Source organism: Enterobacter sp. K510, assembly GCF_055804875.1.
The window spans coordinates 510,066-536,634 of the sequence record NZ_JBNRLQ010000001.1 but is presented as its reverse complement, the minus strand read 5'-3'; the positions used below and the strand labels follow the sequence as shown (position 1 = coordinate 536,634).

Sequence of the window (26,569 nt, the reverse complement as noted above, 5' to 3'; positions counted from 1 at the left end):
CGCCTTATCCGGCCTACAAAATTAATGTTGTAGGCCCGGTAAGCGTAGCGCCACCGGGCAGGCCAGAACTATCCCAACAGCTCTTCTTTCACCTGCATCGCCAGGTCAAACGAATGCAGACGCGCCTGATGATCGAAAATCTGGCCGTTCACCATGATCTCATCCGCCTGGGTTTCACGCAGGATCGACTCCAGCCCGTGGCGGACTTTCGCTTTATCCCCTACCAGCGACATGCTCAGCGCCTGCTGCACACCGTATTTTTCTGACGGCGACCAGAAGTGATCGATGTTATCAATCGGCGGCGGCAGCTGCGAGGTCTCGCCCCGGCGCAGCTTCACAAACGCCTGCTGCATGGAGGTGAACAGGAATTCTGCATCGCGGTTACTGTCGGCGGCCACGATATTGATGCACACCATCGCATACGGCTTCTCAAGGCGCGCCGACGGCTTAAAGTTGCTGCGGTACAGGTGCAGCGCCTGGAACAGCATATCCGGCGCGAAGTGCGAGGCGAACGCAAACGGCAGGCCAAGCTGGGCGGCGAGCTGGGCGCTGTAGAGACTGGAGCCGAGCAGCCAGACGGGAATTTTCTCGCCGTAGCCGGGCACCGGGCGCACATGCGGATTCGGATCGCGGGCGTCAAACCAGTCCACCAGCTCTGCCACATCGCGCGGGAAGTTATCGACATCGCCGCTCATATGACGGCGCAGCGCCATCATGGTGCGCTGATCGCTGCCCGGCGCACGCCCCAGACCCAGATCGATTCGGCCCGGATAGAGCGTATTGAGCGTGCCGAACTGCTCGGCGATCACCAGCGGCGAGTGGTTCGGCAGCATCACGCCGCCGGAGCCGAGGTGCAGAGTGTTAGTATTTGCCGCCAGATAACCAATCAGCACGGACGTCGCCGCGCTGGCGATGCCGGTCATATTATGATGTTCAGCCAGCCAGAAGCGATGATAGCCACGTTTTTCAGCGAGACGGGCCAGATCCAGAGAGTGTTCGAAGGCGTCTTTCGCAGAAGCGCCCTGCGGGATCGGTGCGAGATCGAGCACCGAAAAAAGCGGGGATGTATCGGTCATAATGTGCTCACTTTGTTACAGGCTAATTCTTTAATACTGCATTAAAGCGTAGCTAAAGCTGTTAACAAAGTGAGCTATCTGCGTGATTGAGGTGCCCAATTACACCAGTTCCAGACCGGGCAGGCGCCTCCAGTAGCCGTTGCAGTCACTGTGTGCCGCCAGCGGCAGCGGGGCGTCGCCGCAGACGTTAGCGCGAAAGGCCGCCAGCATGTCCAGCGTCTCAGGGCCCATGGGCGACAGGCGCACAATATCCACCAGCCCGTGCATTGAGGTCTGCTCATTGCCGAGGTTATAGACATAGCCGCTCATCGTCTGAATACCGTTTAACACGAACACCTGCTGATTTTCCTGAGACAGCACATTGCGCCCCGTCGGGTATTTGATGCAGCAGGTTTCGCACTCATCTTTGGGCCGGTCTTCCGAGCGGGCGGTAAAGCAACGCGCGGAATAGGCCAGCGGCAGATGACCATAGCTCAGCACTTCCACTTCAAACTGATTGCGGATCCCCAGCTCATCGCACTGGTTAAGCAGATTAACCAGCCAGTCGCGGGACAGCTCCACCGGCATACACCAGCGCACCATGCCCTGTTTGTGCAACAGGCGCAGCGTCACGGCGTTATAGCAGTTCAGTGCATGACCGGCGACAAACGGCAGTTTCCGCTCGGCGCACATATTCACCACGCCGAGATCGCTGGCCTCCAGCATAAACTCGCCGTTCTCCACATAGCGCTTCAGTTCATTAAGTTCAGATGAGGCCTGTACCAGCGCCAGCGTCGACAGCACCACCTGCTTGCCGCTTTGCGCCAGCGCTTTCGCCATATCCAGCCAGTCGCCTGATTTGGTGGCGCGGCGCTTGCTGCATACCGCCTCGCCAAGATAAATAATATCGGCTTCGCTTTCAGCGGCCTGCTGATAGAAATTTTCCAGCGTCTCTTTTGACCAGTAGTAGAGCACCGGTCCTAATGCATATTTCATTGGTTTCTCACTGCCATTTACGGTGATAAGCGCCCAGCGTCGTTTGCGTGCCTTCCGACATCGCCCCCAGCGTATCCATCCATGCCGCCTGCGGCGCGTAGGCGTCCGGTGCGGCCATGCATTTATCGATAGCCTGACGCCAGACCTTAGCCACCTGGCTGACGTACGCCGGGCTGCGCTGACGACCTTCAATTTTCACCGAGGCGATATTGGCCGCCAGCAGCTCCGGCAACAGCTCCAGCGTGTTCAGACTGGTCGGCTCTTCCAGCGCGTGATAGCGCTCGCCATCCACCAGATAGCGCCCCTTGCACAGCGTCGGATAACCGGCGTTTTCCCCTTCCTGATAGCGGTCGATCAGCACATCGTTCAGGCGTGATTCCAGCCCCTGCGGCGTTTGTTGCCAGCGCACAAAGCGCGCCGGTGAGCAGGCGCCCACGGTATTGGGCGATTCGCCGGTCAGGTAAGAGGATAAATAGCAGCGTCCTTCCGCCATAATGCACAGGCTGCCGAAGGCGAACACCTCCAGCGGAACCGGCGTGGTGCGGGAGAGCTGTTTCACCTGATAGATCGACAGCACGCGCGGCAGCACCACGCGCGCCACGTCAAAATGACGGTGATAAAAACGAATGGCTTCGTCATTGGTGGCCGATGCCTGCACCGAGACATGGCGTTCAATATGGGGATAGCGTTCGGCGGCATATTCGAGCATCGCCAGATCGGCGAGGATCAGCGCATCCGCGCCGAGCTGCGCCGCCATGTCCACCGCCCGCTGCCAGCGCTGATAGCCGTCAGGGTGGGCAAAGGTGTTAATGGCGATGTGCAATTTTTTGCCGTGCTGGTGGACATAGTTCACTGCTTCCTGGAGCTTTTTCTCCGTAAAGTTAAGTCCGGCAAAATGGCGGGCATTGGTATCATCTTTCAGGCCGATATAAACGGCGTCGGCTCCGTTCTCGATGGCCGCCTTTAGCGCCGGAAGATTTCCGGCCGGGCAGAGCAACTCCATAATATATCCTGCGGTTCAACGGGCCAGCCTGACCCGGACGCACCTGAGAGGTGCAAAAATTGTTAACGAACTGGGATTTTAGTTAACCCTTCGGCGACAATTTTTGATTTGAGGCAGTTAATCGCGTATTGATGACACCAATAATGCTGTATTTCTTCGTCGTAATTGTTGATTTGCGCCGCTATGTCGTTTGTATGATGTGGCAGAATAAGCGCACTAATCATTTCAGGGAGTAATGCTTGTGTTGGATAAACTGCGCTCACGTCTCGTTCTCGCGGGTCCGTCTTTGCTGAGTGTGCCTGTGAAGCTCGCGCCTTTCGCCCTTAAACGCCAGGTACTGGAACAGGTCCTGCGCTGGCAGTTTCAGCAGGCGCTGGTGGATGGAGAACTTGAGTTTCTCGAAGGACGCTGGTTAAGTATCGAGGTGCGTGACATTGGCCTTCAGTGGTTCACCTCCGTTGAGAACGGTCAGTTAATCGTGCGCCAGTCTGCCAATGCCGACGTCAGCTTCAGCGCGGATGCCAGCGATCTGCTGATGATCGCGGCCCGCAAGCAGGATCCGGATACGCTGTTCTTCCAGCGCCGTCTGGTGATTGAAGGTGATACTGAACTGGGTCTGTACGTCAAAAACCTGATGGACGCCATTGAACCTGAGCAGATGCCGAAGCCGTTACGCGTTCTGCTCATGCAACTGGCGGAATTTGTTGAAGCGGGCCTGAAAACGCCCCCTGAAACTAAACCTCTTTCTGTAGGTGAACCATGCTGATTAGAGTTGAAATCCCCATTGATGCGCCAGGCATTGACGCATTACTTCGTCGCGCTTATCCGGGCGATGGCGAAGCGGGTCTGGTACATGATCTGCGTGAAGATGGTTTGATCACGCTGGGTCTGGTGGCGACAGATGACGAAGGGCAGGTGGTGGGTTATGTCGCCTTCAGCCCGGTCTCTGTGCAGGGTGAGGATTTGCAGTGGGTAGGGCTTGCGCCGCTGGCCATTGACGAAAACTACCGTGGGCAGGGCCTCGCGCGGCAACTGGTGTATGAAGGGCTGGATTCGCTCAATGAATTTGGCTATGCCGCCGTGGTAGCCTTAGGGGATGCGGCATTCTATGACCGCCTCGGCTTTGAACGGGCGGCGCATTACGATCTGCATTGCCGCTGGCCAGGTACGGAAACCGCCTTTCACGTCCATCGGCTGGCGGATGACGCCTTTAACGGCGTGACCGGGCTGGTGGAGTATCACGATCATTTCAATCGCTTTTAAGCGCAGGCATTTGCAGGCTGGCTAACAGCGCTTCAAATGAACCATCCCCGCTGACGAGGCGCTCTTTCTGGCGCTTCGTCAGTTGTTTGATCCGGTATTCGATCCGCAATGCAAGCGAGCGTTCACCAACCTGCGCCGTAAAGGCCAGCCGCAGCTCGCCTTTACCCCTCAGCGCCTTTGCGCCTTTGCCCGACTGATGCTGGCTGAAGCGGCGGGATACGTCCGTGGTAATGCCGGTATAGAGCGAATCATCAGCGGTGCGAATAAGATAAACAGACCAGGGCGTCATTACAGCGTTCACTATGTTAAGGTGAGCGCACCATAGCATGAGGAAGAAGTCAGATGGAATCACTTGCCGCCATTAATCGCTGGCTGGCCAGACAACACGTGCTGAGCTGGTGTGTCACCCGCGACGGGGAGCTGTGGTGCGCAAACGCCTTCTATCTCTACGATCCCGTAAAAGTGGCGTTCTACGTGCTGAGTGAAGATCACACCCGCCATGCGCAGATGACCGGGCAAAACGCGCCGGTGGCGGGCACTATAAACGGGCAGCCGAAAACCGTCGCGCTGATCCGCGGCGTGCAGTTCAAAGGGAAGATCCGGCGTCTGAGCGAGGAAGAAAGCGACGTACCGCGCGCGCAGTATAATCGCCGCTTTCCGGTGGCCAGAGCGTTATCGGCCCCCGTCTGGGAGATCCTCCCGGACGAGATCAAATTTACCGATAACACCCTGGGCTTCGGGAAAAAACTTCACTGGTTGCGCGACTCAGCTGCCGAGTAAGCGCAGGGCTTCGCGGTTAAAGGCGGGCAGATCGTCCGGGGTACGGCTGGTGACGATCTGGTTATTATCTATGACCACTTCCTGGTCATAGAAATCCGCACCGGCGTTTTTCAGATCGATAACAATAGGTTTCACCGTGGTGAGCTTACGTCCGCGTACCACTTCGGCGCTGATCAGCAGTTGCGGGCCGTGACAGATGGCAAACACGGGTTTACCGGAATCCACAAATTCACGGGTAAAGGTAACAAAGCGATCGTCGCCGCGCAGGGTGTCCGGCGAGTGACCGCCCGGCAGTAACAGCGCATCGAACTCGTCAGGTTTCACTTCATCGATAGCTTTATCGATAGTGATGCTGGCTTCCCCTTTCTTACCTTTGACCGTTTTCCCGGCTTCCATCTCAATGGTGATCACCTCATGGCCGGCTTTACGAAACGCTTCGGCAGGTGACGTAAATTCTGAATCTTCAAACTCGTCGGTTATCAAGACTGCAATCTTCTTGCCCATATTTCCTCCGCTGTTTTGGGTTCAGACAGGTGATTTCGCCATAAATCGTTAATAATGACGAAGAGTACTGTTAAGTCTGGTTCAGTGACGCGACATTGCAAGGCGGACTAATCTGCAAAGGAGATGAGATGACTCAGGTAATGATCACCGGCGCGACCGGCCTGGTAGGGGGACACCTGCTGCGTATGCTCAGGCAGACACCGGAAATCACCGCCATCGCCGCGCCCACGCGCCGCCCGTTAGCGGACGCTTACGACGTGTTTAATCCGCACGATCCGCAGCTCAGCGATGCGCTGGCGCAGGTAAAAGATCCGCTGGATATTGTGTTTTGCTGCCTGGGCACCACGCGCCGCGAGGCGGGCAGCAAAGAAGCCTTCATTCATGCTGATTATACGCTGGTGGTGGACACGGCCATTACCGGCCAGCGCCTGGGGGCGAAACATATGCTGGTGGTCAGCGCCACGGGCGCGAATCCTCATTCCCCCTTTTTCTATAATCGCGTTAAGGGCGAGATGGAAGAAGCGCTGAAGGCGCAGCACTGGCCCCGGCTGACCCTGGCCCGCCCGTCGATGCTGCTCGGCGACCGCAATAAAAAACGCTTCAATGAGTCGCTGATGGCCCCGTTATTTCGTCTGCTGCCGGGAAACTGGAAATCCATTGAGGCGCGTGATGTGGCAAAAGCCATGCTGATCACCGCGCTTTCTCCGGCGCAGGAAGGCGTAACGGTACTGGATTCCGCGCAGTTACGGGAAATCGCCCAGCGCGCACGGGATTAATCGTTTCCAAAAGCGGTTCGCAGGCGTAGTATTTTCCGGCTTAATAAAACATTACTCCTGGAAAATGCTATGACTGGTCAGTCTTCATCTCAGGCGGTTGCCCCTGTCCAATGGTGGAAACCCGCACTCTTTTTTCTCGTCGTTATTATCGGACTCTGGTATGTGAAATGGCAGCCGTACTACGGTAAAGCCTTTACTGCCGCCGAAACGCACAGCATCGGTAAATCCATTCTCGGCCAGGCGGCCAGCAGCCCGTTACAGGCGGCGCTGGATTACGCCATGGTCTATTTCCTCGCCGTCTGGAAAGCCGCCGTGCTTGGTGTACTGCTCGGTTCCCTGATTCAGGTGCTGATCCCGCGTGACTGGCTGCTGCGCACCCTCGGACAGCCGCGCTTTCGCGGCACGCTCCTCGGCACGCTGTTTTCCCTGCCGGGAATGATGTGCTCCTGCTGTGCTGCGCCAGTGACGGCGGGTATGCGTCGTCAGCAGGTTTCCATGGGCGGGGCGCTGGCATTCTGGATGGGAAACCCGTTACTTAATCCCGCGACCCTGGTATTTATGGGCTTTGTGCTCGGCTGGCACTTTGCGTTGATCCGTCTGGTGGCCGGGCTGGTCACGGTGATCGGGGTGGCGGCCGTGGTGCAGCATGTGGTGAAAGATCGCGCGCAGCCGGTTGAACCGGTGGAAGTGGCGGTCCCGCAGGCGCAGGGCGGTTTTATGACCCGCTGGGGTAAAGCGCTGTGGTCGCTGTTCTGGAGCACCATTCCGGTGTATATCCTTGCCGTGCTGGTGTTGGGAGCGGCGCGCGTCTGGCTGTTCCCTCATGCGGATGGCACGATCGATAATTCCCTGCTGTGGATCATCGCCATGGCGATCGTTGGTTGTCTGTTCGTGATCCCAACCGCCGCCGAGATCCCGATTGTGCAGACCATGATGCTGGCTGGCATGGGCACCGCGCCTGCGCTGGCGCTGCTCATCACGCTGCCCGCCGTCAGCCTGCCGTCATTGATTATGCTGCGTAAGTCATTCCCGGCGAAAGCCCTGTGGCTGACCGGTGCGCTGGTGGCATTGTGCGGGATGATTGTTGGAATGCTCGCGCTGCTGTGAGATTTGACACCCTCTCCCGACGGGAGAGGGTTAACGTGAGGGGATTATTTAATAAAGGTAAAGGCCGTTGTCACGTGCTTCACGCCGCTCACCCGGCTGGCAATATCCGCCGCCGCCTGCGCCTCACGCTCGGTTACCAGCCCTAACAGGAACACTTCGCCGTTCTCGGTGGTTACCTTCACGTTCGAAGATTTCACCTGATCGCTGCCTAACAGCTGCGAACGAACTTTGGTAGTGATCCAGGTATCCGAAGACGCCGTACCCAGCCCAATCGGCTGACCCTGGCGGATCTCGTTATAGACTTCGGTGGTGCCTTCCACGCCCATGGCAATCTGTTTGGCGCGCGCGGAGAGCGAACTGTCCGGAGACTGTCCCACCAGCAGGACTTTGCCCTGATAAGCGGTCACGTTGATACGGGTGTTTTTCTTAATCTGTTCGTCTTTCGACAGCGCGCTGTTTACGCGTACCTCCAGCGTGCCGTCATCCACTTGCGTACCCACGGTACGCGGATCCGTTGCCGCTTTCGTGCCCACCGCTGCCGTTCCTACGACCGCAGCAGCTACACATCCCTGAAGCAATAATGCGGAAATAAGGACTGCGAGGGGCGAAAATGCCTTCATGTGTACTCCTTAATCATCCTGGTGTGGAAAAAGCGTGTTATCGATCAGATCGCACAGGCAGTTCACCGTCAACATATGCATTTCATGAATACGTGCACTTCGATGCGACGGTATGCGAATTTCAACATCCTGAGGCCCCAGAAGCCCGGCCAGTTCCCCGCCGTCGTAGCCTGTCAGCGCGACAATGGTCATATCGCGTGTCACTGCCGCTTCCACCGCTTTCACAATGTCGCGGCTGTTGCCGCGGGTGGAGATGGCCAGCAGCACATCCCCCGCATGACCCAGCGCCCGCACCTGTTTGGCATAAATTTCTTCATGCCGACGATCGTTGGCGATCGCAGTTAAGACCACGTTATCGGTATTAAGTGCAATGGCGGGTAAACTGGGGCGGTCTGTTTCGTAACGATTGATCATGCTGGCAGCAAAATGCTGTGCATTGGCGGCAGAAGTGCCATTACCACAACAGAGGATTTTGTTGCCGTTGAGCAGGGACTGAACCAGCGTCATGGCAGCACGGGAAATCGCATCCGGCAACGCTTCCGCCGCCGCAATCTGGGTTTGAATGCTTTCCGTAAAGCAGACTTTAATTCTTTCGAGCACGATAATCCCTATTATTTCAGCAATTATGAGTGGTCGTTAAAGGCGTCTTGTATCCACTCAACATCATTTCCGGTGAAGGCTACCACATCGAACCGGCAATCCACAGTGTCAAAACTCCCATTGTGCCGGGCAAGCCACAAACGCGCGGTTTGCAGCAATCGCAACTGTTTTTGCCGGGTAACGCTGGCCGCAGCGTCGCCGAATGTCGCCGTTTTACGGTAGCGAACTTCAATGAAGACCGTCGTCGGCCCGTGTTTCATTATCAGATCAATTTCGCCGCCACGCGCATGCACGTTGGCGGCGATAAAACGCAGTCCTTTGCCTTCCAGCCAGCGACGCGCGCGTACTTCCCACGCCTCGCCGGTCTGTTTACGCGTTAACCGGCCGGGACGATCTGCCCCTGTTGGTATTTCAGCCATGATAACTTCCTGTTAATCACACAATCCTGAGTGGCGGAAAGGTCGCCGGTGTTGCCGTTAATCTCAAAGCCCGGCACCTGGCGCATTTGCGAGAAGTGATTAGCCAGCGCCCAGGCATCCACGCCCATCGCATACAGACGCGCCAGTGAATAATCGTTGTTCACGCTGCTGAGCGCCTGCTGCATCAGCGCCGGATTGCTGCCCGCCAGCATCGGGATCTCGCTGTATTGCAGGCCTTCCATCTCCAGACGGAAATCCGGGCCGGCAATGCCTTTCGCGCTGCGGGAACTGGCGTACAGCGTGGCATGGCTCTGGCTGCCGTTACGCATGGCGATCATCGGTTTGATAAGCGCAATTTCATCCGGCGTTGCCAGAATATAGGCTGCATCAACATTACCGCCGCCGCTGATTTGCGCATCGCTGGGCGGTGCCGGAATGGTCAGGCCGCCGATAGTGACGCTCTGCTGCGCAGGCAGGCTGGCCGTCACCGGGCTGCCGGTGAGCGCGATACCGGAATTGCTGTTGATGCCCATCTTCAGTTCTGCTGTCGAACCAAATTTCTGTTGCAGCACCGTACCGCCGCCGAGTTTTTGCCACTCATCGGCAAAGGCGTTGGTGACGCGATCGCCAAGCGTACTGCGCGGCACCAGCATTAACGGCGCGCGGTGGCCCTGATCCCAGATGTGGTGCGCCGCATCGCGGGCCTCATCTTCCGGCGACAGGGCGAAGTAACAGATATTCGCCCGGCTCTCGACGGTTTCCGGCTGGTTAAGGGCCAGCACCTTAAGCGCCGTATTGCTCTTCATCAGCTCTTCGACGTTGGATTTCAGCAGCGGACCCACCACAATGCTGGCGCCATCCTGCTGAACCTGGGTGAGGATCTGATCCAGCGGCTGCGTGGTGGTGTCGTAGACTTTCAGCTGCGCGCCAGGGTTAGCGGGCGTACTGACCGCGGACGGCGGAGCGGCTGCTGTTTCAGTGGCTGCCACTGGCGCATCTGGGGACGGCGCTGGCGTAGCAGCCTCTGTGGGTTGTGCTTCCGGCTGCGGCTGATCTTCACCGCTGATATCGCCAACCTGCGCCGCCGACGGGCTGACGACGTCCGCGGGCGCGCTGCTTTCTTCAGTGGTGGCGGCCTGCGCAACCTGGGCAGGCGTAGCCGGACCTGATACGGCAGCGACGCCGTTCTTCGCCGCTTCAAACCCCTGCTGGATGGTACGGCCAAATACCGCCGCCTGACCGTTCAACGGCAGCAACAGGGCAATTTTGCTGGTGGAGGCCGGGGTAAAGTTCTGCACGTTCACCAGCTGCGACGGCAGCATTTTCGCGCCAGGGTTTTGCGGATAACGCACCTGCCAGTCGCTGATGCCCGCTTTCAGCATGTTGGGATCGTTACGGTTATCAAACCAGACGCGTTGCAGATCCAGCCAGCCCTGCAGCACGTTTTCATCGGCATTGATCACCAGCGCCTGCGCCTGTTCCGGCGTCATCTGCGACAGTGCCTGCCAGGTGGCGTCTATGTTGGCCTGCTTTTCTTTCGCCGCCAGCAGCGGCTCCTGCGCAATCAGCGCCCGCAACAGCGTCAGGGAAGGGCGACCCTGCTGGGCGGTAATGCCCGCCTGCCAGAATCGGCTTTGCTGATTTTTGTCGAGTTCTGCCGGATCCATTTTGCCGAGGAGCGCCTGCGCGCCCTGGAAATCTTTCTGCGCGACTTTCATTTCCGCCGCCAGCAACGCCTGCTCGCGACGCTGCGCGTCACTGAGTTCCTGCGGCAACCGGGCGAACAGCTCGCTCGCCTGCTGCGTTTTACCTTCTTTCAGCAGTGCACGAATGGCGAGTAATTGCCAGTTGGTCTTGCTATCATCGGAGCTTTGCTGCATCTGGTTCAGGTAATAACCCGAATCAGCCTGCTCTGCGCCCTGCATGTGCGCACTGCTCTGATCCGGTGATTGCGTTCCGCAGCCTGCAAAAAGCAGGGCGGCCAGCACCACAGGCAGACAACGCGTGGCTTTTGAACGAAGAAATGTTGACGGTACCATTCTGTATCCAGTGATATTTTTCAGGCAATGCTCAATATTAAATCGGCACTACGGACGAAACAATGAAACAACGCGAATCAGCTGAGAATTCTCAAGGTCAGCTTTATATTGTACCCACTCCTATCGGGAATTTGGCTGATATTACACAACGTGCTCTCACCGTGTTGCAAAGCGTTGATTTAATTGCGGCTGAAGACACGCGTCACACGGGATTACTGCTGCAACATTTCGCTATCAGCGCGCGGCTCTTCGCCCTGCACGATCATAATGAGCAGCAAAAAGCGGAAACCCTGGTGGCAAAGCTCAAAGAAGGCCAGAACATCGCGCTGGTTTCCGATGCGGGCACGCCGCTGATTAACGATCCCGGCTACCATCTGGTGCGCACCTGCCGCGAGGCCGGGATCCGCGTGGTGCCGCTGCCGGGGCCGTGCGCCGCCATCGCCGCGTTAAGCGCCGCCGGGCTGCCGTCGGATCGTTTCTGCTACGAAGGATTCCTGCCCGCCAAATCCAAAGGCCGCCGGGACACGCTGAAAGCGCTGGAAGCGGAGCCCCGCACGTTGATTTTCTACGAGTCCACGCATCGTCTGCTGGATAGCCTGGAAGATATTTGCGCCGTGCTGGGTGAATCACGCTATGTGGTGCTGGCGCGTGAACTGACCAAAACCTGGGAGTCGATCCAGGGCGCGCCTGTCGGCGAGCTGCTGGCCTGGGTGAAAGAGGACGAAAACCGCCGCAAAGGTGAAATGGTGCTCATCGTCGAAGGGCATAAAGCGCAGGAAGAAGATCTGCCGGCGGATGCCCTGCGTACCCTGGCATTGTTACAGGCGGAACTGCCGCTGAAAAAAGCCGCAGCGCTGGCGGCTGAAATTCATGGCGTGAAGAAAAACGCGCTGTACAAATATGCCCTGGAGCAGCAGGGAGAGTAATTCTGCAAGCCGTTAACCGCCTCCCTGCATTTTCAGGGCTGTGGAGGCGAAAACCGCAGGGCCGTCGGCGTACAGGGCGGCTCGCTGCTTTTAGGCTGGTACGGCTTAAGCCCGAAGGGACAGAGCGCGAAGCGGCACTTTTTATCTTTCGGACAGGGGGTGACAAAATCCCGTGTATTGCCCGGACAATCGGTCTTTTTTAACAGGTTTTGCCACAGTTTCGCGTTGTAGGGCGACGCGTGAATAACCGAGATGTTCCGCAATTTTCCATCGACGAACAGGCCCAGTTCCCCGGTCAAAAAGGCGTTCCCCTGCCGCAAAAAATAATCCCCTTTACACCACAGGATGAGCTTAAGATTTTTTGACGTCTGGGCTATCGAGAAGTAGGTCCCGGTATCCGGGCTCGCCAGAGAATCAATAATTTTCCAGGACATAACACCCCTTGTTTTTTTAATTTAAGAAAGTCGCGAATGGCAAACGCGCAATCGTTTAGTGATGCGCTAATTCACCGCGCCATGCGGTATGATTTGCCTTAAGGCCATCAAGAAAATTCGCGTCTAAAATTAACTTAGTTTAGATTTACGAATTCATCAAAAAACTTACAAAAGGTGGTGTTTTATCCGGTAGGAAAAGGGGCTAACGCCCCTAAGATTTTGAAGGTTGCTAATGCCAGACTGCTTTAAAGGTGTCGGCGCACTTACTATCAGACGATAATCATCTCCATATTTTTCTGCCGAAACGCTTTGATTTCTTCGGCTTTAATACTTTCATCGGTGATAATGCAGTCGATCTGTTCAATCGGCAGCACCTGATTAAAACCGCGGCGATTGAATTTGGTGGCATCAAGGACGGCGACCACCTTATGCGCGGCGGCAGCCATCACGCCGCTGATGGAGTAGCCTTCGTTAAAGGTGGTGATGCCATTCTGCGTGTCGATGCCATCGGCCCCGACGAACATCAAATCAGCGCTGATGCCCTGTAATGAACGCTCCGCGATGGTGCCATGCATGGAGTGGGTTTTATGGCGCACGGTGCCGCCGCACACCACCAGCGTAATATCCTTGTTATCCGCCAGCATAAACGCAGCGGGCAGACTGTTGGTGATCACCGTAATATTGGCGTGTTTTGTCAACGCTTCGGCAATAAGCATGGTGGTGCTGCCGCTGTCCAGAATAAGGGTCATTCCTTCCTGGATCATGGCGACGGCGGCCTGGGCAATACGCTTTTTCGGATCGCTGGCAAGCTGGTAGCGATCCTCCAGCACCACTTCCTGATTATCGGGTTCCGTCAGATTGCTGCCGGGTCTTGCTGCACCGCCATGGAAGCGGGTCGCCAGCCCCTTTTTTTCCAGCAAACGCAAATCTGCGCGGATTGTCACTTCTGAAATACCAAAGGCTGACGCCAGATCTAATACCAGCACGCTGCCCTGCGCATTAATCAGATCAACGATTGCGTTCCTTCGTTCAAATGAGTTCATCTTTATCTGCCTGATTATTAACTGACCTTAGTGTAATCGAAGGGTTATGAAAGTTGAATGCCATTTTTCGAAAGGAAATGTGAGCCAGCTCAGGTTGCTGGCCCGAAAGTCTAACTGAACTGCAGCAGAATTTTGCCCTGCATCGGCGCGCCCTGAAGCGCTTCTACCGCCTGCGCAAAATGCGCCGCATCGCCACGGTGGGCGATAAGCGGCGTCAGACTGAGGCGTTTTTCCGTCAGCAGACGCGCGGCGATTTGCCACTCCTCGCCAGGCCAGGGTCCGGAATAGTTCATCCAGCTGCCGGTTATCGTCAGCTCCTTACGCAGGATCTGGCCAAAAACTGACGAGGGGAGCGTGAGATCCTGATGCAGCGTGCCTACCAGCGCCAGCTGCGCGCGCGATCCTGCGATGTCAATCGACAGCGCGACGGTTTGCGGCGTACCGGCGGTTTCCAGCAGCAGCTGATCAAACTGACAATCGGCCAGCGCCGCCTGGATCTGCGCCGCGCTCATCTCCCGGCTGTTAAAGGTTTGCGTCGCCCCAAGTGATTTTGCCAGCGCCAGTTTTTGCGGATTAATATCAATGGCGGTGATGCTGCGCGCGCCCAGCTCTCTGGCGCACTGCATGGCAAGTAAGCCGATAGTGCCAGCTCCCACAATGATGACATTTTTCCCGGCGCAGCCGCCCAGCAGATGGAACGCATGCAACCCAACGGTAATGGGCTCAATAAAAGCGCCGTCCTCAATCGGCATGTCAGCGGGCAGGGCGAAAAGGTTCGCGCGCTTCACCACCACATATTCCGCGTGGCCGCCATCGCTGCGCGAGCCCACGAACTGATAGTGTTTACAGAGCGAAAAGTATTCCCGCTCGCACTGCGGACACTGAAAGCAGGGCAGCAAAGGTACGCAGGCCACCGCGTCGCCTGGGTGCAAATCCGTGACGGCTGCGCCGCAGGAGACCACATAACCGCTAAACTCATGCCCAAGGGTGATGGGGTAATAATGCGCACCGTGCGCGAAAATACGCGGAATGTCTGAGCCGCACAGACCCGAGCTGATGACCTTCACCAGCACCTCGTCTTCCGCATTAATCTGAGGCTGTGGACGTTCTTCAACGCGCACCTGTCCCTCAGCATGGATGACCACTGATTTCATACACTTCTCCGGAAATGTTATGGGGGCGTCAGCCCCCGGAGATTAGGAAACGGTTTGCGCCTGTTGCGCCGCCGCGGCTTTCTCCGCCATCACGAACTGGCGCGCGCGACGCCAGGTGAGAAACACCCCGGCCAGATAGATCACGCCAATCACGGCAAAGCCGACTATGTTCTGCCAGGTAAACAGCTGGATCAGCAGCCAGGTGACCGGCGAACCGCCCTGGTCCATGGAGGCCACCATACCGCCCGCCTTCAGCGCGCCTGCGTTCGCCGCCAGTTGCGTATGCAGACCGATAGTTTGCGTGGCGATCCACAGCGTAATGCCCATAATGATGACGCCGGAGATCAGCGTACGGAACAGGTTGCCCTGATGAACCGCCACTGCCATAGCCACAAAGAAGCCAATGGTGGCCAGATCGCCGAACGGCAGGACCTGGTTACCGGGAACCAGCACGGCAATCAGAATGGTCAGCGGAATAAAAATCAGGCTGGCGGAGACCACCGAGGTATGACCAAGCAGCAGCGCGGGATCCAGACCAATCAGGAATTCCTGTCCGCCGAATTTCGCCTGTAAACGCTTACGGGCGTGCTTCGCGATAGGCGTCAGACCATCCATGATAGGCTTGATGACGCGGGGCATCAGCAGCATCACCGCCGCGGTTTTTACCGCCAGTTGCAGCACGTTTTTCGCGTCGTAGCCCGCCAGCAGCCCAATAACTAAGCCCATCACAAAGCCAACGGTCACCGGCTCGCCAAAGGGTCCGAAGCGCTTTTGCACATCATCGGCGCTGAAATGGATACGGTTAAGACCGGGGATTTTTTCGATAAGCGTGTCGACCAGCACCGCCACCGGGCCGAGATAGGCCGATGAACCGTGGGGGATCGCAATACCCTCAAGGCCAAAGAAATCGCGGGTATCTTTCGCAAACCAGTCGCCCAGCTTGTAAACAAAGGCCGCATGCGCCACCACGCCCAGCATGCCGATCCAGTAGGAACCGGTCGCCAGATGCAGCATGGCGCCGGTAAAGGTCATGTGCCAGATATTCCAGATATCGACGTTCACCACGCGGGTCATCCGCGTCACCAGCATCAGAATATTGACGCCAATGGCGACAGGAATGGCGATGAGTGCGATCTGCGAGGCCCAGGTCATGGGTGACGATCCCGGCCAGCCAATATCTACCACATGCAGGTTGATCTGGAACTGCTCCGCCATGGCCTTTGCCGCCGGGCCGATGGAATCAAGCATCAGGCCGATCACCAGCCCGATACCGACAAAGCCGATGCCGATATGTAAACCGGACTTAAAGCAATCCCCAAGCTTCATCCCCAGCAGCTTTGAAAAGAGGATGATCACCAGCGGCAGCATCACCGTCGGCCCAAGATCGAGGATATAACGCATGATTTCGCTAAACATAAGCTTACCCCCGCAGAATGGTCAGGATTTTTTGCTGCAACGGCTCGATGCCGACGCCGGAAACGAAAGGCATACCGTGAACGACAGGGATGCTGCCGAAAGTTCTGTCGACGCGGGCGGTGGTGCAGATCAGGTGCGCCCCGTCCATGTAGGTTTCGATTTCCGTTACCCGGCACTGCACCAGTTCGAGCGGGATGTTATTGGCCTCGCACAGCTCTTTGATCTCTTCTGCTGCCATAGTGGAGGTCGCCACAGCGCCGCCACAGGCGACGATTACTTTACGTTTCATAGGGTATTCCTTTTATTATCAGTATATTAATAAGGTCAGAGACAGGGTTCTTGCTCAAGCAGCCTTTGCCTGAATAGCGACGCCAGTTCAGCGTCCGGCGCATGAAGCAGCGCCTCCAGGGTGGCCGGGTTTTGTAGCTCGCTGAATAACCGGCGCAGCAGTTTTAGCTGGGCGTCGGGATTTTCAACGATTAGCGCGATGATCAGCGAAACGGCAATCTCATCGTCGTCATCGGCGCGCCGGAACAGCACCGGGCTGTCCGGGCGGATCAGGTAAATGGCGGGCGATTTGGCATGTAGCGCCTCGCAGTGAGGGATAGCGACGGCATGCTGCTCCAGCGCAATTCCCGTCGGGAAGGCGGCTTCCCGCTCCAGCAATGCCTGCGGGTAGGTGTCGTGCACCACACCATGGGCCAGCATCGTTTCGCCAATATGCTGCAACGCATGCTGGCAGGAGGGAAAGTCGATGCCGGTTCGGACAAAGAGTTGGCTCATAGATCCTCTTGCAGATTCAGACGATGTCAGGTGAACAGCCATAGCGGTAAGCGCGCAGCACATCCTGGATGCGGTCGAGGATCAGCGCGTGCGGCGTGGCGTTCAGTTCGTTGCGGGAAAGCCGTTCAAACTGCACCGGCATGTACTGGCTGATCAGGCCCAGCGGCAGCGTGATTTCACCAAGACCTGCGATCAGTTTTTCGACGCTCTGGCGAATGCGCGGATGCGGCCAGTAGTAGCGAATGCGATCGGAAAGGCTGAAATGGATATCCACCATCGACTGGCTCCATGTCGGGCGGTAGTACTTTTTCCAGTAGCCAGGCTCGTCGAGCATTACCTCGTCGATCACCTCCAGCACATGACTGCGGCGCTCCGGCGGAACCAGCGCGTTTTCCATCTGCGCCAGCGCAAATATCGCTTCGCGCAGGGCAAAGGTCAGCGCCGGGCCAACTTTCAGAATGGCAAAGTGATCTTCCACCAGCGCCCGGTAAGCTTCGCGGGTCTGGTAATCCGTGGAGTGCGCCTCATAGACCAGCGGCGTGGCGGCGATCCAGTCGGATAACTCACGCGCCGCCTGCGGCTGATAATGGATAATTTGCGTATGGTCGAATTCGACGCCCGGCTGCACCACCAGGGCGATGACGCGCTGCATGGCGTCCTCCAGGCCTGCGGCGCGGAAGGCCGCCTGATGGGTCTCCAGGGTGGCGGCGGCATCCCTTGCGCGGGTGACGTGGACGCTGCCAATGCTGCTGGCTTCGCCGCCGGGCACCGGCACTTCCGTGCCAATCACGTAGGTGAGCTGGCGTTTTTGTTCCGGTGTGGCCGTGGCTTCAGCGGCAGCGCACAGACGGGCCGCGCGGCTGGCGACGACGGCGGGATCGAGCGCAACAGGATCGTCTGCGCAGGACATGGAAGCATCAAGATGGATCTTGCTGAAGCCTGCCGCGACGTAGGCCCGGATAAGCTCGACGGATTTCTCCATCGCGTCAGCCGCGTTTTCGTTCTGCCAGCAGTTGGGGCCAAGGTGGTCGCCGCCCAGAATAATGCGCTCGCGGGGAAAGCCCACTCCGGCGGCGATGTTAAACACAAAGTCGCGAAAATCCGCGGGCGTCATTCCGGTATAGCCGCCATATTGATTGACCTGATTTGAGGTGGCCTCAATCAGTACCTTTTCCTGCGTATACAAATCAAAGCGCAGTGCCGCTTCGATCACCAGCGGGTGGGCGGAGCAGACCGAGCAAATGCCCAGTCGTTCGCCCGCTTTATGGCGCGAGATGATTTCTTTCATTTTGTAGGGTCCGTTTGGTTTTGTTTAGTTTCGTTATCTTCTGTGGCTGAGGCAAAAGTAATGTTCCGTTTCTGAAGCCTGCTCTCAAAGTTTGCCTTCGCAGCCGCACACGCCTATCACTTTGCGCACCACCTCTTTCATGGCGGCTTTCGCAGGTTGCAGATAGTGGCGGGGATCGCTGGCCTGCGGATGGGCCTGCAGGTAGTCTTTCAGGGCGGCGGAAAACGCCATTTTTAACTCAGTCGCCACGTTGACTTTGCAGACGCCAAGCGCGATGGCACGGCGAATGTCGGCATCAGGCAAACCGGATGCGCCATGCAGCACCAGCGGCACATCCACGCACTGGCGGATGGCGGCAAGACGGTCAAAATCGAGTTCCGGCTCATGGTCATACAGGCCATGCGCGGTGCCGATGGCCACCGCAAGGGAGTCCACGCCGGTGAGTTCAACAAAGGTTTTTGCCTGCTCCGGGCTGGTGAAACGCGCATCCCGGCTGTCGACATGCAGATCGTCTTCCTGGCCGCCAAGCCGCCCCAGCTCGGCTTCCACGCTGGCGTCATAGCGATGGCAGAACTGCGTAACGCGCTGCGTCAGCGCCACGTTTTCACTAAAGGGCAGATGAGAGCCGTCGATCATCACGGAGCGAATGCCAGCCACGACTCTGGCTTCAATATCGGCAAGGGTTTCATGGTGATCGAGATGCATGGCGAGAGGATGATCAAGCGCGCGTGCCAGATCCGCGGCAATGGCGATCAGGTTGCCGGTGCCCGCATAGCTGAAGGTGCCCGGCGTACCGGCGACAATCAGCGGCGCACGCAGTTCAGCGGCGGTTTCTGCCACCACCTGTAAAGTCTCAAGGTTATGGATATTGAAGGCCGGCACGGCATAGCCTTCCTGCTGCGCTTTGGTGAGCATGGTTCTGGTCGAGATAAGATACATACTTTCTCCGTTACCTTTCGAATGATTTCTTTCGAAATAAAATAAAGGTATTTGAAAGTAATTTTTGTGATCCTGATCGAAGGGATGGATTTTCGAAACAAAGAAGTGAGGACAAAAAAAACCTCATCTCCGGATGAAGATGAGGTCGGGTACTACGCCGTTATGGCTATAGCATCAGGTGACCGGAGCGGGGTTGAACACCGCCAGCTGGTTATGCAGGCCCCACTGATCGGAGAAGGTTTTCTTACGCCCGCTGGCAACATCCAGAATAAAGTGGAACAGCCGCCAGCCTACTTCCTCGATGGTTTCTTCCCCGGTGGCGATAGTGCCCGCGTTGATGTCCATTAAGTCATACCAGCGAGTCGCCAGCTCGGTGCGGGTCGCCATTTTGATCACCGGTACGGCCATCAGACCGTAAGGCGTACCGCGCCCGGTGGTGAACACCTGCACGGTAATACCAGACGCTACCTGCTGGGTGCCGCAGACAAAATCGCTGGCGGGGGTGGCCGCGTAAATCAGGCCGCGTTTCGTCGGGCGCTGGCCGGGCGACAGCACTTCTGAAATGGCGCTCTGGCCGGATTTGGCGATAGAGCCGAGGGCCTTTTCCACCACGTTCGCCAGCCCGCCTTTTTTGTTGCCGGGGGACGGGTTGGCGCTGCGGTCGGTTTTGCCCATATCCAGATAGTTATCATACCAGGCCATCTCTTCGAGCAGGCGTTTACCCACTTCTTCATTGATGGCGCGCGGGGTGAGCAGATGGATGGCGTCGCGCACTTCGGTGACTTCAGAAAACATCACGGTCGCGCCGCAGCGCACCAGCAGATCCGAGGCGTAGCCCACCGCCGGATTCGCCGTGACGCCGGAAAAGGCATCGCTGCCGCCGCACTGGGTGCCGACCACCAGATCGGAAGCCGGGCAGGTTTCGCGCTGGCGCAGGTTAAGTTTCGCGAGATGGCGTTCCGCCACGGCGAGAATGTCATCCACCATGGATTTAAAGCCGACATGCTGCTCATCCTGCAAACGCACGATGCTGGCCCCGTCAGCCGGAATAGCCAGCACATCGCTGGTGCCTTCCAGCAGGCGTTCCGGTTGCAGTTTTTCACAGCCGAGGCCGACCACCATGACTTCGCCGCCAAAGTTCGGGTTGAGGGAAATATTGTGGATGGTGCGGATAGGCACCACCGCTGCCGGGGCGTTGATCGCCACGCCGCAGCCGTAAAGGTGATTCAGGCCGACCACGCCATCGACGTTCGGGTATTTCGGCAGTAAATCGCGTTCAATGATTTTCACCACGTAATCCACCACGCCCGCCACGCAGTGCACGCTGGTGGTGATGCCGAGCAGGTTTTTGGTGCCGACGCTGCCGTCCGCGTTGCGATAGCCTTCGAAAGTGTAACCTTCCAGCGGCGGCAAAGGTTCAGGTACGCGGGTCGCCAGTGGCAGGGTATTGAGCGGCGGGGCTTCCGGCAGTTCAACGGTCGATTCGTCAATCCAGCTGCCACGCGCGACATCACGCACCGCATAACCGATAACCTCGCCGTAACGGATGATTTCGCCATGAGCCGGAATATCGGTCAGCGCCACTTTATGCCCCTGCGGAATGTGCTCTGTGAGTTCAAGCCCGTCAGGGAAGCGGGTGCCGGCTTTCAAGCCATTGTCATTGACAATAATCGCGACGTTATCAGTCTCATGAACCTTAATATAAAAGGCTGCCGGCGAATATTGTCGGATTTCGATATCGGCCATTGTCCAGTATTCTCCAGTCAATTTATGGGGCAAAAATGAGTAATTTAAGCGTCGCTTTCTGGTTATTAATATTTAAAGGGAGCGGTAACGGAATAAAGCATGGCAGGTGTCACAGTTGAATAATGTGATCGCCATCACTCATCGTTACCCTCGCAAGCCCGACGGCGCAGACAAGATAAAATATGTGCATCAGCGCCCAGCACCTTGTGCAGATGCTCAATAACTTTGTTATTTATGATGAGTAAATTGAGCATTGCAACAATGCGCAACCGGCGCACGTTATTTATACTTATTCTCGTTTTCTTTGTATTCTGGTGTTTTAAATAATGCCATCAGGAATTACATTTAATCAGAAAATAATTAAGAGCGGGATTTTGCTGGCGACAGAAACGCATAATTTAAGTATCGGTTAATTCAAGGTATATACAATGAATAACACTGTTTTCCCGAACACATTTAAAGCTGCGCTGGCGGCGAATCAGGTGCAGATTGGCTGCTGGTCGGCGCTGGCAAACCCGTTCACCACAGAAGTGCTGGGCCTCGCCGGTTTTGACTGGATCCTGCTGGACGGTGAACACGCCCCTAACGACGTACTTTCTTTCGTGCCGCAGCTGATGGCGCTCAAAGGCAGCAGCAGCGCCTCTGTGGTTCGCGTACCGACCAACGATCCGGTGGTGATCAAGCGCCTGCTGGACATCGGATTTTATAACTTCCTGATCCCGTTCGTGGAAACCGAAGCCGAAGCCGCGCTGGCGGTAGCCGCCACCCGTTATCCGCCGGAAGGCATTCGCGGCGTATCGGTATCCCATCGCGCCAATATGTTCGGCACCGTACCGGATTACTTCGCCCAGTCGAACAAAAACATCTCAATCATGGTGCAGATCGAAAGCCAGGCCGGCGTGGATAACCTTGACGGCATTCTCACCACTGACGGCGTGGACGCGGTATTCGTTGGACCAAGCGACCTGGCGGCAAGCCTGGGCTATCTCGGCAACGCCGCGCACCCGGACGTGCAGCGTGTCATTCAACACATTTTTGCCCGCGCCAAAGCGCACGGCAAACCGGCAGGCATTCTGGCCCCGGTAGAGGTTGATGCCCGTCGCTATCTGGAATGGGGCGCGACCGTTGTTGCCGTCGGCAGCGATTTAGGCGTATTCCGCGCCGCCACGCAGAAGTTAGCCGACGCCTTTAAAAAATAACCACGACGACAAGAGAGACATAATTATGACGATGAAAGTGGGTTTCATTGGCCTGGGTATCATGGGTAAACCGATGAGCAAGAACCTCATGAAAGCCGGTTACTCAGTGGTGGTGGTGGATCGCAATCATGATGCCGTGTCGGAAGTGGTTGCCGCCGGTGCCGAAACTGCCGCAACGGCAAAAGAAGTGGCCGAACAGTGTGAGGTGATCATCACCATGCTGCCGAACTCCCCGCATGTAAAAGAGGTGGCGCTGGGGGAAGGCGGCATTATTGAAGGCGCAAAACCGGGCACCGTGCTGATCGACATGAGCTCTATCGCACCGCTGGCGAGCCGCGAAATCAGCGAAGCCCTGAAAGCCAAAGGGATTGATATGCTCGATGCGCCGGTCAGCGGCGGCGAGCCAAAAGCTATCGACGGCACGCTGTCGGTGATGGTGGGCGGCGATAAAGCTATCTTCGATAAGTATTACGACCTGATGAAAACCATGGCGGGATCCGTGGTGCATACCGGCGATATTGGCGCAGGCAACGTTACCAAACTGGCCAACCAGGTGATAGTGGCGCTGAACATCGCGGCCATGTCGGAAGCCCTGACGCTGGCGACCAAAGCGGGCGTTAACCCGGATCTGGTCTTCCAGGCGATCCGCGGCGGTCTGGCGGGCAGCACCGTCCTGGAGGCGAAAGCGCCGATGGTGATGGATCGCAACTTTAAGCCGGGCTTCCGTATTGATCTGCACATCAAAGACCTGTCTAACGCGCTGGATACCTCTCACGGCGTGGGCGCGCAGTTGCCGCTCACCGCGGCGGTCATGGAAATGATGCAGGCCCTGCGTGCCGATGGTCATGGCAACGACGATCACAGTGCGCTTGCCTGCTATTACGAAAAACTGGCGAAAGTGGAAGTCTCCCGCTGATCCCCGCGCCCGGTGGCGTCACGCTGCCGGGCCTGATAAGTAAGCCGAAAAGCTAATCCCTCCTGCGACATGCGGTAACAGGCTACAGATATGAAAATCGTCATCGCTCCTGATTCATATAAAGAAAGCCTGTCCGCTTCAGAAGTGGCGCAGGCAATAGAAAAAGGCTTTCGGGAAATTTTTCCCGCGGCCGAGTATGTCTGTGTCCCGGTCGCTGACGGCGGCGAAGGCACGGTAGAAGCCATGATTGCCGCCACCGGGGGCACGGCGTTCGTCGCCCCGGTCACCGGCCCGCTGGGGGAGGTGGTTGACGCACGCTGGGGCATCTCCGGCGACGGGCAGACCGCCTTTATCGAAATGGCGGCGGCCAGCGGCCTGGCGCTGGTGCCGTCCGCGTTACGCAATCCGCTGATCACCACCTCGCGCGGTACCGGCGAGCTTATTCTGCACGCGCTGGAACAGGGCGCGCGCCATATCATTATCGGTATCGGCGGCAGCGCCACCAACGACGGCGGCGCAGGCATGGTGCAGGCGCTTGGCGCAAAACTGTGCGATGCCAATGGTACGGAGATCGCCAACGGCGGCGGCAGCCTGATGAGCCTGAATTCGATCGATATTACGGGGCTGGATCCACGCCTTGCCCGGTGCACGCTCCGTGTGGCCTGTGACGTCACTAACCCGCTGCTCGGCGACCAGGGCGCGTCGCGTATCTTCGGCCCGCAAAAAGGAGCGAGCGAGGCGTGCATTATTGAGCTGGACAAAAACCTCGCTCACTACGCGGACGTCATTAAAAAATCCCTGCATGTGGATGTGAAAAACGTACCGGGCGCAGGCGCGGCGGGCGGTATGGGGGCGGCGCTGATGGCGTTTCTCAACGCCGAGTTGCGCAGCGGCATTGAAATTGTGACCGACGCGCTGAACCTCGAAGAACATATTCACGATTGTACGCTGGTGGTGACCGGCGAAGGCCGCATCGACAGCCAGACCATTCATGGCAAAGTACCGGCGGGCATTGCCTCGGTGGCCAAAAAATACCATAAGCCGGTGATCGGTATCGCCGGGAGTCTGACCGCCGATGTGGGCGTGGTACACGATCACGGCATTGATGCCGTGTTCAGCCTATTAACCACGGTCTGCACGCTGGAAGAGGCGTTTCGCGGCGCGTTCGACAATATTTATCGCGCTTCGCGCAATATTGCCGCAACCTTGCAGGTCGGGATGTTGAGCGAAGGGTGACATCGCGGCGCAAACCCTCTATACTTCGCGCCGAAGCTGACCAGACAGTCGCCGCTTCGTCGTCGTCCCCTCTCGGGGGGAGACGGGCGGAGGGGAGGAAAGTCCGGGCTCCATAGGGCAGGGTGCCAGGTAACGCCTGGGGGGGAAACCCACGACCAGTGCAACAGAGAGCAAACCGCCGATGGCCCGCGCAAGCGGGATCAGGTAAGGGTGAAAGGGTGCGGTAAGAGCGCACCGCGCGGCTGGTAACAGTCCGTGGCACGGTAAACTCCACCCGGAGCAAGGCCAAATAGGGGTTCACAAGGTACGGCCCGTACTGAACCCGGGTAGGCTGCTTGAGCCAGTGAGCGATTGCTGGCCTAGATGAATGACTGTCCACGACAGAACCCGGCTTACCGGTCAGCTTCAACTTTTTACAAAACCCCGCTCCGGCGGGGTTTTTGCTTTCTGCGCTAAATGAGATGAATGACTGTCCACTCCGCTTTCTATGAAAGAACGCGGCTTACCGGTCAGCTTCAACTTTTTACAGAACCCCACTCCGGCGGGGTTTTTGCTTTCTGCGCTAAATAAGATGAATGACTGTCCACTCCGCTTTCTATGAAAGAACCCGGCTTACCGGTCAGCTTCAACTTCTTACAGAACCCCGCTCCGGCGGGGTTTTTGCTATCTGCGGTTTGCGTTTTGATTTTGCCGGGTGGCGCTGCGCTTACCCGGCCTACTGGTGTTGTGCCCCTGTAGGCCCGGCAAGCCTGCGCCGCCGGGCGCGCCGAATTATCCCGCCTGATTTACCTTCACGACTGACAGAATAATTTCTGCGTTCGTTGCCAGAACGTAGAAATTTTTTTCCCGGCTCGCTTTCTGCTGCCTGCTAAATGCCAAATTTTTCTCCGACTGCTGGCGTATGATCCTGATATTCCAATAAATCGCCTGCACCGCACATCGCAAAAAAATAAAAACCTCTACCTACACAGCGAGAAGATTATGGAAACGGCAACTCAGACCGGCGGAAACATGGAAGCATCACCGGCAGCCCGTGAAGCGGGCATGACCGAAAACGAATGGCGTGCAGCCATCAAGTTTGACAGCAGCGATACCGGTTGGATCATTATGAGCATCGGCATGGCAATTGGCGCAGGAATTGTCTTTTTACCCGTCCAGGTCGGACTGATGGGACTGTGGGTTTTTCTGCTTTCCTCAATTATTGGCTACCCGGCCATGTACCTTTTTCAGCGCTTATTTATTAATACCCTGGCCGCTTCGCCAGAATGTAAAGATTATCCGAGCGTCATCAGTGGTTATCTGGGAAAAAATTGGGGCATCCTGTTAGGGGCGCTCTATTTCGTGATGCTGGTGATCTGGATGTTTGTCTACTCCACGGCGATCACCAACGACAGCGCATCCTATCTGCATACCTTTGGTATTACCGACGGGCTGTTATCCGACAATCCTTTCTATGGGCTGGGATTAATTTGCGTGCTGGTTGCGATCTCCTCACGCGGCGAAAAACTGCTGTTCAAAATCTCCAGTCTGATGGTGCTCACGAAATTATTCGTGGTAGCGGCGCTGGGGTTATCAATGATCGGCATGTGGCATTTATATAACATCGGGGCGTTACCACCTGCGGGATTGTTGATCAAAAACGCGATTATCACACTGCCCTTTACCCTGACCTCCATTTTGTTTATTCAGACCCTCAGCCCGATGGTGATCTCCTACCGTTCCCGGGAAACGTCAGTGGAAGTGGCGCGCTATAAAGCGCTACGGGCAATGAACATCGCGTTTGCTGTGTTGTTTGTCACCGTCTTTTTCTATGCCGTATCTTTTACGCTGGCGATGGGACACGACGAAGCCGTCAAAGCCTATGAGCAAAATATCTCGGCGCTGGCCATCGCCGCGCAGTTCATCAGCGGTGAGGGGGCTGGCTGGGTAAAAATCGTCAGCGTGATCCTCAATATCTTTGCCGTGATGACCGCCTTTTTTGGCGTCTATCTTGGCTTTCGTGAAGCAACCCAGGGCATCGCCATGAATCTGCTGCGCCGCAAATTTCCGGGCCACACGTTCAATGAGAAGTATGTACAGGGAAGCATTATGGTGTTCGCCGTGCTGCTGGCCTGGAGTGCCATTGTGCTCAACGCGCCGGTACTGAGCTTCACCTCAGTGTGTAGCCCTATTTTCGGCATGGTGGGCTGCCTCATCCCGGCGTGGCTGGTTTACAAAGTCCCCGCATTACACAAATACAAAGGCGCATCGCTGTACATCATTATTGTGACCGGCCTGTTGCTTTGCATTTCACCGTTCCTCGCATTTTCCTGACAGAAAGGCTGTTG

The 26,569-nt window shown here is 57.0% G+C and carries 28 protein-coding genes and 1 other RNA gene; 11 read left to right on the top strand and 18 right to left on the bottom strand.

Going from position 1 to position 26,569, the window contains the following annotated elements:
- Positions 1–68: 68 nt before the first annotated feature.
- From ACQUTD_RS02475 to ubiU, 3 genes are all read right to left on the bottom strand, one after another.
- Entirely contained in the window at positions 69–1,076 is a 1,008-nt protein-coding gene (locus ACQUTD_RS02475) for a luciferase-like monooxygenase (protein ID WP_473274454.1), read from the bottom strand.
- Positions 1,077–1,175: 99 nt separating this feature from the next.
- The gene (locus ACQUTD_RS02470) at positions 1,176–2,051 is read right to left on the bottom strand and encodes a U32 family peptidase (RefSeq protein ID WP_473274455.1); all 876 of its coding nucleotides are present in this window, start codon (positions 2,049–2,051) and stop codon (positions 1,176–1,178) included.
- Positions 2,052–2,058: 7 nt separating this feature from the next.
- Positions 2,059–3,054 carry a ubiquinone anaerobic biosynthesis protein UbiU gene (gene ubiU, locus ACQUTD_RS02465; protein WP_473274457.1) on the bottom strand — a complete coding sequence of 332 codons (996 nt, stop codon included), beginning with the start codon at positions 3,052–3,054 and terminating at the stop codon, positions 2,059–2,061.
- Positions 3,055–3,295: 241 nt separating this feature from the next.
- On the opposite strand from ubiU, the gene ubiT reads away from it, so the two are divergent.
- Positions 3,296–3,820 (top strand): ubiquinone anaerobic biosynthesis accessory factor UbiT, encoded by a 525-nt coding sequence (gene ubiT, locus ACQUTD_RS02460; protein WP_321988114.1) that lies wholly within the window; start codon positions 3,296–3,298, stop codon positions 3,818–3,820.
- On the top strand, positions 3,814–4,317 hold the full coding sequence (locus ACQUTD_RS02455) for a GNAT family N-acetyltransferase (protein WP_318363386.1): 504 nt from the start codon (positions 3,814–3,816) through the stop codon (positions 4,315–4,317). The genes ubiT and ACQUTD_RS02455 overlap by 7 nt, the downstream gene beginning before the upstream one ends.
- Here ACQUTD_RS02455 and ACQUTD_RS02450 read toward each other — a convergent pair.
- A complete protein-coding gene (locus tag ACQUTD_RS02450) occupies positions 4,304–4,645 on the bottom strand; it encodes a GIY-YIG nuclease family protein (protein ID WP_321988113.1) in 342 nt (113 codons plus the stop codon). The genes ACQUTD_RS02455 and ACQUTD_RS02450 overlap by 14 nt on opposite strands.
- 14 nt (positions 4,646–4,659) lie before the next feature.
- On the opposite strand from ACQUTD_RS02450, the gene ACQUTD_RS02445 reads away from it, so the two are divergent.
- Positions 4,660–5,097 carry a YhbP family protein gene (locus ACQUTD_RS02445; protein WP_072569605.1) on the top strand — a complete coding sequence of 146 codons (438 nt, stop codon included), beginning with the start codon at positions 4,660–4,662 and terminating at the stop codon, positions 5,095–5,097.
- On the opposite strand, the gene ACQUTD_RS02440 is transcribed toward ACQUTD_RS02445, so the two are convergent.
- Entirely contained in the window at positions 5,083–5,601 is a 519-nt protein-coding gene (locus ACQUTD_RS02440) for a type 1 glutamine amidotransferase domain-containing protein (protein WP_072569606.1), read from the bottom strand. The two genes, ACQUTD_RS02445 and ACQUTD_RS02440, sit on opposite strands and share 15 nt — an antisense overlap.
- Before the next feature lie 128 nt (positions 5,602–5,729).
- On the opposite strand from ACQUTD_RS02440, the gene ACQUTD_RS02435 reads away from it, so the two are divergent.
- Both ACQUTD_RS02435 and ACQUTD_RS02430 read left to right on the top strand, forming a co-directional pair.
- On the top strand, positions 5,730–6,377 hold the full coding sequence (locus tag ACQUTD_RS02435; RefSeq protein ID WP_072569607.1) for an NAD-dependent epimerase/dehydratase family protein: 648 nt from the start codon (positions 5,730–5,732) through the stop codon (positions 6,375–6,377).
- A 69-nt stretch (positions 6,378–6,446) separates the two neighbouring features.
- The gene (locus ACQUTD_RS02430) at positions 6,447–7,484 is read left to right on the top strand and encodes a permease (RefSeq protein WP_473274460.1); all 1,038 of its coding nucleotides are present in this window, start codon (positions 6,447–6,449) and stop codon (positions 7,482–7,484) included.
- Positions 7,485–7,528: 44 nt separating this feature from the next.
- Here the strand turns inward: ACQUTD_RS02430 and dolP are convergent, their stop codons facing one another.
- From dolP to ACQUTD_RS02410, 4 genes are read right to left on the bottom strand one after another with little or no spacing between them, the layout of a single operon-like run.
- Positions 7,529–8,104, bottom strand: coding sequence for a division/outer membrane stress-associated lipid-binding lipoprotein (gene dolP, locus ACQUTD_RS02425; protein WP_072569609.1), 576 nt, complete (start codon positions 8,102–8,104; stop codon positions 7,529–7,531).
- A 9-nt stretch (positions 8,105–8,113) separates the two neighbouring features.
- Entirely contained in the window at positions 8,114–8,704 is a 591-nt protein-coding gene (gene diaA, locus ACQUTD_RS02420) for a DnaA initiator-associating protein DiaA (RefSeq protein ID WP_072569610.1), read from the bottom strand.
- A 23-nt stretch (positions 8,705–8,727) separates the two neighbouring features.
- Positions 8,728–9,123, bottom strand: a complete 396-nt coding sequence (locus tag ACQUTD_RS02415; protein ID WP_473274461.1) for a YraN family protein — start codon at positions 9,121–9,123, stop codon at positions 8,728–8,730.
- Complete coding sequence (locus ACQUTD_RS02410) at positions 9,081–11,162, bottom strand: penicillin-binding protein activator (RefSeq protein WP_473274462.1); 2,082 nt, start codon at positions 11,160–11,162, stop codon at positions 9,081–9,083. Before ACQUTD_RS02410 ends, ACQUTD_RS02415 begins: the two co-directional genes overlap by 43 nt.
- A gap of 62 nt (positions 11,163–11,224) precedes the next feature.
- On the opposite strand from ACQUTD_RS02410, the gene rsmI reads away from it, so the two are divergent.
- Positions 11,225–12,088, top strand: a complete 864-nt coding sequence (gene rsmI / locus ACQUTD_RS02405; RefSeq protein WP_072569613.1) for a 16S rRNA (cytidine(1402)-2'-O)-methyltransferase — start codon at positions 11,225–11,227, stop codon at positions 12,086–12,088.
- 32 nt (positions 12,089–12,120) lie between these two features.
- Here the strand turns inward: rsmI and ACQUTD_RS02400 are convergent, their stop codons facing one another.
- From ACQUTD_RS02400 to garD, 9 genes are all read right to left on the bottom strand, one after another.
- Positions 12,121–12,522 carry an anti-adapter protein IraM gene (locus ACQUTD_RS02400; RefSeq protein ID WP_473274466.1) on the bottom strand — a complete coding sequence of 134 codons (402 nt, stop codon included), beginning with the start codon at positions 12,520–12,522 and terminating at the stop codon, positions 12,121–12,123.
- A 269-nt stretch (positions 12,523–12,791) separates the two neighbouring features.
- Positions 12,792–13,565 (bottom strand): DeoR/GlpR family DNA-binding transcription regulator, encoded by a 774-nt coding sequence (locus ACQUTD_RS02395; RefSeq protein WP_072569615.1) that lies wholly within the window; start codon positions 13,563–13,565, stop codon positions 12,792–12,794.
- Positions 13,566–13,675: 110 nt separating this feature from the next.
- Entirely contained in the window at positions 13,676–14,719 is a 1,044-nt protein-coding gene (gene gatD / locus ACQUTD_RS02390; RefSeq protein ID WP_072569616.1) for a galactitol-1-phosphate 5-dehydrogenase, read from the bottom strand.
- 42 nt (positions 14,720–14,761) lie between these two features.
- Positions 14,762–16,135, bottom strand: coding sequence for a PTS galactitol transporter subunit IIC (locus ACQUTD_RS02385; protein ID WP_318363392.1), 1,374 nt, complete (start codon positions 16,133–16,135; stop codon positions 14,762–14,764).
- A 4-nt stretch (positions 16,136–16,139) separates the two neighbouring features.
- Positions 16,140–16,424: a PTS galactitol transporter subunit IIB gene (gene gatB, locus ACQUTD_RS02380; protein ID WP_072569618.1), complete on the bottom strand. Its 285-nt coding sequence runs from the start codon at positions 16,422–16,424 to the stop codon at positions 16,140–16,142.
- A gap of 35 nt (positions 16,425–16,459) precedes the next feature.
- Entirely contained in the window at positions 16,460–16,918 is a 459-nt protein-coding gene (gene gatA / locus ACQUTD_RS02375; protein WP_072569619.1) for a PTS galactitol transporter subunit IIA, read from the bottom strand.
- 16 nt (positions 16,919–16,934) lie between these two features.
- A complete protein-coding gene (gene gatZ / locus ACQUTD_RS02370) occupies positions 16,935–18,206 on the bottom strand; it encodes a tagatose-bisphosphate aldolase subunit GatZ (protein WP_318375760.1) in 1,272 nt (423 codons plus the stop codon).
- A gap of 84 nt (positions 18,207–18,290) precedes the next feature.
- Positions 18,291–19,145 (bottom strand): tagatose bisphosphate family class II aldolase, encoded by an 855-nt coding sequence (locus ACQUTD_RS02365; protein WP_072569621.1) that lies wholly within the window; start codon positions 19,143–19,145, stop codon positions 18,291–18,293.
- A gap of 174 nt (positions 19,146–19,319) precedes the next feature.
- On the bottom strand, positions 19,320–20,891 hold the full coding sequence (garD, locus tag ACQUTD_RS02360) for a galactarate dehydratase (RefSeq protein ID WP_318374687.1): 1,572 nt from the start codon (positions 20,889–20,891) through the stop codon (positions 19,320–19,322).
- A gap of 428 nt (positions 20,892–21,319) precedes the next feature.
- On the opposite strand from garD, the gene garL reads away from it, so the two are divergent.
- The 5 genes from garL (at position 21,320) to ACQUTD_RS02335 (ending at position 26,555) form a co-directional block, all read left to right on the top strand.
- Positions 21,320–22,090 (top strand): 2-dehydro-3-deoxyglucarate aldolase, encoded by a 771-nt coding sequence (garL, locus tag ACQUTD_RS02355; RefSeq protein WP_318363395.1) that lies wholly within the window; start codon positions 21,320–21,322, stop codon positions 22,088–22,090.
- 25 nt (positions 22,091–22,115) lie between these two features.
- Positions 22,116–23,006 (top strand): 2-hydroxy-3-oxopropionate reductase, encoded by an 891-nt coding sequence (gene garR, locus ACQUTD_RS02350; RefSeq protein WP_318363396.1) that lies wholly within the window; start codon positions 22,116–22,118, stop codon positions 23,004–23,006.
- Between the two features lie 90 nt (positions 23,007–23,096).
- The gene (garK, locus tag ACQUTD_RS02345; RefSeq protein WP_473274470.1) at positions 23,097–24,242 is read left to right on the top strand and encodes a glycerate 2-kinase; all 1,146 of its coding nucleotides are present in this window, start codon (positions 23,097–23,099) and stop codon (positions 24,240–24,242) included.
- 32 nt (positions 24,243–24,274) lie between these two features.
- Positions 24,275–24,653, top strand: an RNA gene (gene rnpB, locus ACQUTD_RS02340) — RNase P RNA component class A.
- Between the two features lie 570 nt (positions 24,654–25,223).
- Positions 25,224–26,555, top strand: a complete 1,332-nt coding sequence (locus ACQUTD_RS02335) for an SLC5/6 family protein (RefSeq protein WP_473274472.1) — start codon at positions 25,224–25,226, stop codon at positions 26,553–26,555.
- Positions 26,556–26,569 lie beyond the last annotated feature (14 nt).

Bases quoted from the DNA above. Each gene is read 5' to 3' on its own strand.
- ACQUTD_RS02475 (WP_473274454.1), bottom strand. From the start codon at position 1,076: ATGACCGATACATCCCCGCTTTTTTCGGTGCTCGATCTCGCACCGATC.
- ACQUTD_RS02470 (WP_473274455.1), bottom strand. From the start codon at position 2,051: ATGAAATATGCATTAGGACCGGTGCTCTACTACTGGTCAAAAGAGACG.
- ubiU (WP_473274457.1), bottom strand. From the start codon at position 3,054: ATGGAGTTGCTCTGCCCGGCCGGAAATCTTCCGGCGCTAAAGGCGGCC.
- ACQUTD_RS02455 (WP_318363386.1), top strand. From the start codon at position 3,814: ATGCTGATTAGAGTTGAAATCCCCATTGATGCGCCAGGCATTGACGCA.
- ACQUTD_RS02450 (WP_321988113.1), bottom strand. From the start codon at position 4,645: ATGCTATGGTGCGCTCACCTTAACATAGTGAACGCTGTAATGACGCCC.
- ACQUTD_RS02445 (WP_072569605.1), top strand. From the start codon at position 4,660: ATGGAATCACTTGCCGCCATTAATCGCTGGCTGGCCAGACAACACGTG.
- ACQUTD_RS02440 (WP_072569606.1), bottom strand. From the start codon at position 5,601: ATGGGCAAGAAGATTGCAGTCTTGATAACCGACGAGTTTGAAGATTCA.
- ACQUTD_RS02435 (WP_072569607.1), top strand. From the start codon at position 5,730: ATGACTCAGGTAATGATCACCGGCGCGACCGGCCTGGTAGGGGGACAC.
- ACQUTD_RS02430 (WP_473274460.1), top strand. From the start codon at position 6,447: ATGACTGGTCAGTCTTCATCTCAGGCGGTTGCCCCTGTCCAATGGTGG.
- dolP (WP_072569609.1), bottom strand. From the start codon at position 8,104: ATGAAGGCATTTTCGCCCCTCGCAGTCCTTATTTCCGCATTATTGCTT.
- ACQUTD_RS02415 (WP_473274461.1), bottom strand. From the start codon at position 9,123: ATGGCTGAAATACCAACAGGGGCAGATCGTCCCGGCCGGTTAACGCGT.
- ACQUTD_RS02410 (WP_473274462.1), bottom strand. From the start codon at position 11,162: ATGGTACCGTCAACATTTCTTCGTTCAAAAGCCACGCGTTGTCTGCCT.
- rsmI (WP_072569613.1), top strand. From the start codon at position 11,225: ATGAAACAACGCGAATCAGCTGAGAATTCTCAAGGTCAGCTTTATATT.
- ACQUTD_RS02400 (WP_473274466.1), bottom strand. From the start codon at position 12,522: ATGTCCTGGAAAATTATTGATTCTCTGGCGAGCCCGGATACCGGGACC.
- ACQUTD_RS02395 (WP_072569615.1), bottom strand. From the start codon at position 13,565: ATGAACTCATTTGAACGAAGGAACGCAATCGTTGATCTGATTAATGCG.
- gatD (WP_072569616.1), bottom strand. From the start codon at position 14,719: ATGAAATCAGTGGTCATCCATGCTGAGGGACAGGTGCGCGTTGAAGAA.
- ACQUTD_RS02385 (WP_318363392.1), bottom strand. From the start codon at position 16,135: ATGTTTAGCGAAATCATGCGTTATATCCTCGATCTTGGGCCGACGGTG.
- gatB (WP_072569618.1), bottom strand. From the start codon at position 16,424: ATGAAACGTAAAGTAATCGTCGCCTGTGGCGGCGCTGTGGCGACCTCC.
- gatA (WP_072569619.1), bottom strand. From the start codon at position 16,918: ATGAGCCAACTCTTTGTCCGAACCGGCATCGACTTTCCCTCCTGCCAG.
- gatZ (WP_318375760.1), bottom strand. From the start codon at position 18,206: ATGAAAGAAATCATCTCGCGCCATAAAGCGGGCGAACGACTGGGCATT.
- ACQUTD_RS02365 (WP_072569621.1), bottom strand. From the start codon at position 19,145: ATGTATCTTATCTCGACCAGAACCATGCTCACCAAAGCGCAGCAGGAA.
- garD (WP_318374687.1), bottom strand. From the start codon at position 20,891: ATGGCCGATATCGAAATCCGACAATATTCGCCGGCAGCCTTTTATATT.
- garL (WP_318363395.1), top strand. From the start codon at position 21,320: ATGAATAACACTGTTTTCCCGAACACATTTAAAGCTGCGCTGGCGGCG.
- garR (WP_318363396.1), top strand. From the start codon at position 22,116: ATGACGATGAAAGTGGGTTTCATTGGCCTGGGTATCATGGGTAAACCG.
- garK (WP_473274470.1), top strand. From the start codon at position 23,097: ATGAAAATCGTCATCGCTCCTGATTCATATAAAGAAAGCCTGTCCGCT.
- ACQUTD_RS02335 (WP_473274472.1), top strand. From the start codon at position 25,224: ATGGAAACGGCAACTCAGACCGGCGGAAACATGGAAGCATCACCGGCA.